9 protein-coding genes are annotated in these 7,393 nt (G+C 69.0%); 4 read left to right on the top strand and 5 right to left on the bottom strand.

Going from position 1 to position 7,393, the window contains the following annotated elements; translation table 11 throughout:
• Positions 1 to 117: 117 nt before the first annotated feature.
• The 5 genes from ABZ939_RS25340 to ABZ939_RS25320 form a co-directional block, all read right to left on the bottom strand.
• A complete protein-coding gene (locus ABZ939_RS25340; RefSeq protein ID WP_361859380.1) occupies positions 118 to 729 on the bottom strand; it encodes a phage tail protein in 612 nt (203 codons plus the stop codon).
• Between the two features lie 130 nt (positions 730 to 859).
• A complete protein-coding gene (locus ABZ939_RS25335; protein ID WP_361859377.1) occupies positions 860 to 1,267 on the bottom strand; it encodes a hypothetical protein in 408 nt (135 codons plus the stop codon).
• Between the two features lie 385 nt (positions 1,268 to 1,652).
• Complete coding sequence (locus tag ABZ939_RS25330; RefSeq protein ID WP_361859374.1) at positions 1,653 to 1,859, bottom strand: hypothetical protein; 207 nt, start codon at positions 1,857 to 1,859, stop codon at positions 1,653 to 1,655.
• Positions 1,853 to 2,572, bottom strand: coding sequence for a hypothetical protein (locus ABZ939_RS25325; protein ID WP_361859371.1), 720 nt, complete (start codon positions 2,570 to 2,572; stop codon positions 1,853 to 1,855). Before ABZ939_RS25325 ends, ABZ939_RS25330 begins: the two co-directional genes overlap by 7 nt.
• On the bottom strand, positions 2,569 to 2,958 hold the full coding sequence (locus ABZ939_RS25320; RefSeq protein ID WP_361859368.1) for a WhiB family transcriptional regulator: 390 nt from the start codon (positions 2,956 to 2,958) through the stop codon (positions 2,569 to 2,571). Before ABZ939_RS25320 ends, ABZ939_RS25325 begins: the two co-directional genes overlap by 4 nt.
• A gap of 229 nt (positions 2,959 to 3,187) precedes the next feature.
• Here ABZ939_RS25320 and ABZ939_RS25315 point away from each other — a divergent pair, with 229 nt between their 5' ends.
• From ABZ939_RS25315 to fusA, 4 genes are all read left to right on the top strand, one after another.
• Positions 3,188 to 3,646, top strand: a complete 459-nt coding sequence (locus tag ABZ939_RS25315) for a helix-turn-helix transcriptional regulator (RefSeq protein WP_361859365.1) — start codon at positions 3,188 to 3,190, stop codon at positions 3,644 to 3,646.
• A 630-nt stretch (positions 3,647 to 4,276) separates the two neighbouring features.
• A complete protein-coding gene (rpsL, locus tag ABZ939_RS25310) occupies positions 4,277 to 4,648 on the top strand; it encodes a 30S ribosomal protein S12 (RefSeq protein ID WP_003948652.1) in 372 nt (123 codons plus the stop codon).
• A gap of 2 nt (positions 4,649 to 4,650) precedes the next feature.
• A complete protein-coding gene (gene rpsG, locus ABZ939_RS25305) occupies positions 4,651 to 5,121 on the top strand; it encodes a 30S ribosomal protein S7 (RefSeq protein WP_003966970.1) in 471 nt (156 codons plus the stop codon).
• Between the two features lie 39 nt (positions 5,122 to 5,160).
• Entirely contained in the window at positions 5,161 to 7,290 is a 2,130-nt protein-coding gene (gene fusA, locus ABZ939_RS25300; protein WP_355105089.1) for an elongation factor G, read from the top strand.
• Positions 7,291 to 7,393 lie beyond the last annotated feature (103 nt).

Raw genomic sequence — 7,393 nt, 5'->3', positions numbered from 1 at the left:
CCTCGACGACCCGACCGTTCGCGTCATCGACGTGGACGAGGACACGACCGCCTTCGAACACGCCCACATACCCGGGGCGGTCGGCTGGAACTGGATCCCGCCCCGGGTGGAGAGGGATCAGACGGTCGCGGAGTACTGGCTGTCCTTCATGAGGAAGGTCGCCAGCGGCTTGCCGTCGCCCTTCGACATGGCGGAGAAGGTGACGCCCAGCTGCGCCGCCGCCTTGCGGGCCAGCTTGATGTCGTCCGTGGCGGTGACCTGGCCACGCGGGATGATGAAGCGGTACTTGACCGCGGTCGTGCCACCGGCCTTGACGTCGGTGAACTCCAGGCCGAGGGCGCGCACGTCGGCGAACGGACGCTCGGCGATCTCGTAGCGGTAGGTGTCGACCGCCGGGGTCGGCTCCGCCTTCACCGCGTCGCCGCCCATGAAGAACGGCAGCGTGTCCTCGTTGAACTGGAGCAGCGAGAACTTCAGCGAGAGGTCACGGCTCGAGTAGATGTAGTGGACCGGGGAGACCGACTGCCACGAGTCGATGGCCTCCAGCTTGTCCTTCTTCGAGAACGTGACGCCGTCGCCGGAGGTGAAGCCCAGGTCCTTCCAGCCCGCGCCGGACCAGTCGGCGGCGGAGTCGGTGCCGAAGGTGGCCGGGGCGGAGGTGCCGGCGTCGGCCACGTAGAGCTTGCCGATGCCTGCGACGCGGATCTCGGCGGAGTTGTTTCCTGCCATGGTGGGGTTTCTCCTTGGTGAGAGGTGTGAGAGAGCACCGCCCCGGCTGTCGGGTCCGGGTACGGCAAAGGCCCCGCCGGACGGCGAGGCCTCGTCTGTGGGGACGTCGGGAGGACGTCGGGGTGAGCGTCTAGAAGACGTTCAGGGAGAGCTGGATGACGCAGAGGTAGCGGTTGGCGCCCCGGTAGAGGTAGTCGGGCATCCAGCGCGGCCCGTCCTGCTCCTCGACGTCGCTGACGAAGTTCGCGCCGATCTGCTTGCCGATGGTGGCGAGCAGCGCGCGCCGAGCGGCGTTGGCGAGGACGTGGGCCGCGTTCTTGGTCGGCCCGTACACCTCGAACTCGATCAGCGGCTTGTCGACGTGCAGGTCGCCGATCCAGGCGCCGCCGCGGCGGTTCACCAGGACGGCGTTCTGCGTGCCGTCGAAGCCGGTCGGCGCCTGGACGGCGACCGTGACGCCGGCCATGGCCGGGTCGGCCTTGAGGACGTCGACGACCAGCTTCTCGACGTCTGGGAAAGCACTCGGGGGAGTGGTCATGACGGTTCTCCTCGGGAGAAGGGGAGGGCGGGACGGGTGATGCGGGGCCGCCCGGGGCGCTCACGCGGGGAAGGGGGGTGGGGGCGCGGAGCGCTCCCGGACGGCGAACGGCGAAGCTGCGGCCCGTCTCGCGGGCACAGCTCCGCCGCTGCACCAACTGTGACAGAGAGCGTGCGCGCACGCAACTAATTCGGGGAGTGGGTTCGGACGAGATGAGCGCGCCATCTCCGCGACGCGCCGCAGGACCGCCGCATGGACCGCCGAAACGGCGAGCTGCGCCATCTCCGCGACACGCCGCAGGCCCGCCGACCTGGACCGCCGAAACGGCGAGCGCCCCCTGTCCGCGTTCGGACAGGGGGCGCTCTCGTGGTGCATGCACTGCGGGTCAGGCGGCGGGGCGGGGCTTCCTGCGCGCCGCGCGCTCGGCGGCGAAGACGTCCTCCAGGCGGAAGAGCTGGGCCCTGCCGGCCTTGCCGGCGGCCCGCAGGTGACCCAGCTGGACCCACTTGCGGATGGTCGCCGGCGCGACCCCCGCCTCCTCGGCCGCGAGCGGTCCGGGAATCAGGGTGGGCGGTGTCAGGGACGTCAGCACGGGTTCTCCTCCATCGCTGCTTCGAGTTCCTCGGTACGGCAGCCCGCGGCGTCCGTCAGTTCGCCCCACGCCGCCTCGGGCCACAGGTGGCGGTACGCCGGGTCGTCCTGGCAGCCGCACTCCTCGTCGGTGCACGTGCAGGCCGGGTTGACGCAGAGCACGGCGCGCCGGTCGGGGAAGGCCCGCAGCGACACCGAGTCGCACCAGGGGCAGCGCCCGGAGACCCGTACGACCTGCTCCGTGTCGCCGAGCGTGCGCGCACAGCGCCGTGCCATCCGGCGCAGCTCGTCGCGCACGTGCCGGGCCAGGTCGGCATGGGCGGCGATCTCGTCGAGCAGCGCGATCGTGCGCCGGAGCCGCTCGACGACCGGGGCGCGGCCGGGGCGGGGCAGGCCGAGCCGGGCGCGTACGGCCTCCTCCAGCTCCACCACGCCGTCGGTGATGTCGCGGATGGCGTCGGACACGTGCAGCCGGATCGGCGCGGCGCCGTGCCCGGGGACCACGAGGCCGTGGCGCTGCTCCAGCAGCAGGGCCTCGCGCCGCAACTCGCGGATGAGCTCGTCGCGGCCGGGGTGCGGCGCGGTGGGGGCGGTCCCCGCGGGGGAGCGGCGCCCCGGCGCGAGCTCCTCGGCGAGCTCGGGGAACTGGCGGGCGAGCGCGGCCGTCCACAGGGTGATGTCGGTGAGGATCCGGTCGACGGCGCGGTCGCTCAACGGACACTCCCGGCGAGGGCGGCGATTGCGGTGGCGGCGGTGGCGGTGACCGCGGCGGGGCGAGCCGCGCCGGCTCCGGCGGTACGAGCGGGAGAACCGGTCGCGGTACGAGCGGGGGAGACCGTCGCCGTGCGGACCCGCCGCGCCTTCGCCGTACGTGCCGCGGGCACCGCGCGGCCGTTGCGCCACAGGCGGCCCGCGCAGACGCCGTCGAAGAAGCTCTCCGCCGGGGCGACCGTCTGCTCGCACTCGCGGCGCACGGGGCAGACCTCGCACGCGCGCAGCGCCGGGGCCGCCTGTTGGACGCGGCGGGCGAAGACGACGGCCGGGGAGAGGCCGGCGCACGCGGCGGCGGCCTGCCAGGAGGGGGAGTCGGGCAGTTGCAAGGTGTTTCTCCAGTCTCCGGGGCCCATGGGCGCCCGCGGGGCCTGTGAGGCCCTGGGGCTCAGGAGGCCGATGAGGTCGGCGGCAATCAGCGTTACATGTTGCGTGCGGGCGCGCAACAACAATGTGGAGACACCTTTACCGTTTCGACACGATTGCGCGCCCGAAAGCACGTAATTCCGTGCGCGCAAGCACGCTAGAGTGGCAGCCTGGAGGAGTGAGGAGCGGTACATGACCACTCGTGGGCTGGATGAATTCGCAGGCTGGGTCGAAAGCCTGATGAGAGAGCGCGGCTACGACATCGACAGCCCGCGCGGCGGCGGGAAGTCCCGGATCGCGGACGAGGCGGGAGTCCACCGCGCCGCCGTGACGCGGCTGTTGCAGCGGCAGAGCATGCCCGACCTGGAGACCATGCGCCGGATCGCCCCGCTGCTCGGGGTGTCCGTCCGCGACATGCTGATCCGGTCCGGCCGGGTGACCCCGGAGGAGCTGCCGCTCGCGGCGGATCTGCTGCCGCCGAACGACTGGCAGCCGACCATGGAGGACTTCGCGCGCTGGCTCGGCGTCCCCGACGAACGGCTCGGCGTCTTCATCAAGGTGGTGAACCAGTTCCTGGAGCCCGACGCCGAGGGCGCCCAGGGTGCTGAGGGCGGTGACGCGTCCGATGCGAGGCGCGCCGCGCGGGACTGAGCGGGGGTCCGTCGAACGGATCTCCGTCAGGGAGCGTGTACAGGAGCCGGGGTGATCGTCGACCCCGGCTCTTCGGTTCGCGCCCGGGGCGGAAAACCAGCGGCCTCCCGTTCCCCGGCCCGGGCGGAGGGCCCGCGGCCTCCCTTTCCCCGGCTCGGGCGGACACCCGCGGCCTCCCGATCCCCGGCCCGGGCGGACACCCGCGGCTTCCCGTTCTTCGGTGGGGCGGAGGCCCCGCGGCCTCCCTTTCCCCCGCCCGGGCGGACACCCGCGGCCTCCTGTTCCCCGGCCTTCGGCGGTGAACGCCGGCGCCGGGTTCTCCACCCCCCGATGGAGGCATCCGGCGTAGCGTTTCCCCGCCCGCGTTCTCCGAGGTCGGCCGGGCCCCGGAGCGTGTGGGCATTTGTTTTGACCGGAGTCCATGCGATAGGTACGCTCAGACCTTGTGCCTGGGGTGTGCCTGGGCTCGTGTGCGTGTCCTCAACCGCATGGCGAGTTCGTCAACGGCCACCGCAATCTGCGCCTTTTCCGCCCTCGGCGGAGGTCCGCAGTATTCGACACACCCGACCGCGTGGGTCGGTGCTGGGTTCCAGGTTAGTTTTACGACGGCACACAGAAACCGGAGAAGTAGTGCCTACGATCCAGCAGCTGGTCCGGAAGGGCCGGCAGGACAAGGTCGAGAAGAACAAGACGCCCGCACTCGAGGGTTCCCCTCAGCGTCGCGGCGTCTGCACGCGTGTGTTCACGACCACCCCGAAGAAGCCGAACTCGGCACTCCGTAAGGTCGCGCGTGTGCGTCTGACCTCGGGCATCGAGGTCACGGCCTACATCCCGGGTGAGGGTCACAACCTGCAGGAGCACTCCATCGTGCTCGTGCGTGGTGGCCGTGTGAAGGACCTGCCGGGTGTTCGTTACAAGATCATCCGCGGTTCCCTCGACACGCAGGGCGTCAAGAACCGTAAGCAGGCTCGCAGCCGCTACGGCGCCAAGAAGGAGAAGTAAGAATGCCTCGTAAGGGCCCCGCCCCGAAGCGCCCGGTCATCATCGACCCGGTCTACAGCTCTCCTCTTGTCACCTCGCTGATCAACAAGATCCTGCTGGACGGCAAGCGTTCCACCGCCGAGCGCATCGTTTACGGTGCCATGGAAGGCCTCCGCGAGAAGACCGGCAACGACCCGGTCATCACGCTGAAGCGCGCCCTCGAGAACGTGAAGCCGTCCCTCGAGGTCAAGTCCCGCCGTGTCGGTGGCGCCACCTACCAGGTGCCGATCGAGGTCAAGCCCGGTCGCGCCTCCACCCTCGCGCTCCGCTGGCTCGTGGGTTACTCCCGCGCCCGCCGCGAGAAGACCATGACCGAGCGCCTCATGAACGAGCTCCTCGACGCCTCCAACGGCCTCGGTGCTTCGGTCAAGAAGCGTGAGGACACGCACAAGATGGCCGAGTCCAACAAGGCCTTCGCGCACTACCGCTGGTAGTCGCAACCCACATCGAGACCGAGAGAAGACTGAGCCGATATGGCTACCACTTCGCTTGACCTTGCCAAGGTGCGCAACATCGGCATCATGGCTCACATCGACGCGGGCAAGACGACCACCACCGAGCGGATCCTGTTCTACACCGGCGTCTCGTACAAGATCGGTGAAGTCCACGACGGCGCTGCCACGATGGACTGGATGGAGCAGGAGCAGGAGCGCGGCATCACGATCACGTCCGCCGCGACGACCTGCCACTGGCCGCTCGAGGACGTCGACCACACCATCAACATCATCGACACCCCGGGCCACGTCGACTTCACCGTCGAGGTGGAGCGTTCGCTCCGCGTGCTCGACGGTGCCGTGACGGTGTTCGACGGCGTCGCCGGTGTCGAGCCCCAGTCCGAGACTGTCTGGCGTCAGGCGGACCGCTACGGCGTTCCGCGTATCTGCTTCGTCAACAAGCTCGACCGTACGGGTGCCGAGTTCCACCGCTGCGTCGACATGATCGTGGACCGCCTCGGCGCCGTCCCGATCGTCATGCAGCTCCCCATCGGTTCCGAGATGGACTTCCAGGGTGTTGTGGACCTCGTCCGCATGAAGGCCCTGGTCTGGTCCGCGGAAGCGACCAAGGGCGAGATGTACGACGTCGTCGACATCCCGGCCACGCACACCGAGGCTGCTGAAGAGTGGCGCGGCAAGCTGGTCGAGACCGTCGCGGAGAACGACGAAGAGATCATGGAGCTCTTCCTCGAGGGCCAGGAGCCCACCGAGGAGCAGCTGTACGCCGCGATCCGTCGTATCACCATTGCCTCCGGCAAGGGTGGCGGCGAGAAGACGATCACCCCCGTCTTCTGTGGCACCGCGTTCAAGAACAAGGGTGTTCAGCCCCTGCTCGACGCGGTCGTGCGCTACCTCCCCTCGCCCCTGGACGTCGAGGCCATCGAGGGCCACGACGTCAAGGACGCCGAGGTCGTCGTCAAGCGCAAGCCGTCCGAGGACGAGCCGCTCTCCGCGCTCGCCTTCAAGATCGCGAGCGACCCGCACCTCGGCAAGCTCACCTTCGTCCGGATCTACTCCGGTCGCCTGGAGGCTGGCACCTCGGTGCTGAACTCCGTCAAGGGCAAGAAGGAGCGCATCGGCAAGATCTACCGCATGCACGCGAACAAGCGTGAGGAGATCGACTCGGTGGGCGCCGGCGACATCGTCGCCGTCATGGGCCTGAAGCAGACCACCACCGGTGAGACGCTGTGCGACGAGAAGAACCCGGTCATCCTGGAGTCCATGGACTTCCCGGCGCCGGTCATTCAGGTCGCCATCGAGCCCAAGTCCAAGGGTGACCAGGAGAAGCTGGGTGTCGCCATCCAGCGTCTCGCGGAGGAGGACCCCTCCTTCCAGGTTCACTCCGACGAGGAGACCGGCCAGACCATCATCGGTGGTATGGGCGAGCTTCACCTCGACATCCTCGTCGACCGTATGCGTCGCGAGTTCAAGGTCGAGGCGAACGTCGGCAAGCCGCAGGTCGCGTACCGCGAGACGATCCGCAAGGCCGTCGAGCGCGTGGACTTCACCCACAAGAAGCAGACCGGTGGTACCGGTCAGTTCGCCAAGGTGCAGATCGCGATCGAGCCCATCGAGGGCGGCGACGCCTCGTACGAGTTCGTGAACAAGGTCACCGGTGGCCGCATCCCGAAGGAGTACATCCCTTCGGTCGACGCGGGTGCGCAGGAGGCCATGCAGTTCGGCATCCTGGCCGGCTACGAGATGACTGGCGTCCGCGTCATCCTTCTCGACGGTGCCTACCACGAGGTCGACTCGTCCGAGCTCGCGTTCAAGATCGCCGGTTCGCAGGCCTTCAAGGAGGCCGCGCGCAAGGCTTCCCCCGTCATCCTTGAGCCCATGATGGCCGTTGAGGTCGTCACGCCCGAGGACTACATGGGTGAGGTCATCGGCGACATCAACTCCCGCCGTGGTCAGATCCAGGCCATGGAGGAGCGCAGCGGCGCTCGCGTCGTGAAGGGCCTCGTGCCCCTCTCGGAGATGTTCGGCTACGTCGGAGACCTCCGCAGCAAGACCTCGGGTCGCGCAAGCTACTCGATGCAGTTCGACTCCTACGCCGAGGTTCCCCGGAACGTCGCCGAGGAGATCATCGCGAAGGCCAAGGGCGAGTAACTCTCCCGAGTTCACGCTTTAGGCTTGACACCAGTCGCCGGGGCTCAGCCCCCGAAACCCGAGGGATCGGGTCCCGGCGCCTGGCATCCCAGCAAAGATCACC

The sequence above is a fragment of the Streptomyces sp. NPDC046712 genome (assembly GCF_040645695.1).
GTDB lineage: Bacteria > Actinomycetota > Actinomycetes > Streptomycetales > Streptomycetaceae > Streptomyces.
The sequence above is the reverse complement of the archived record's forward strand: the minus strand, read 5'-3'. Positions and strand labels throughout refer to the sequence as shown.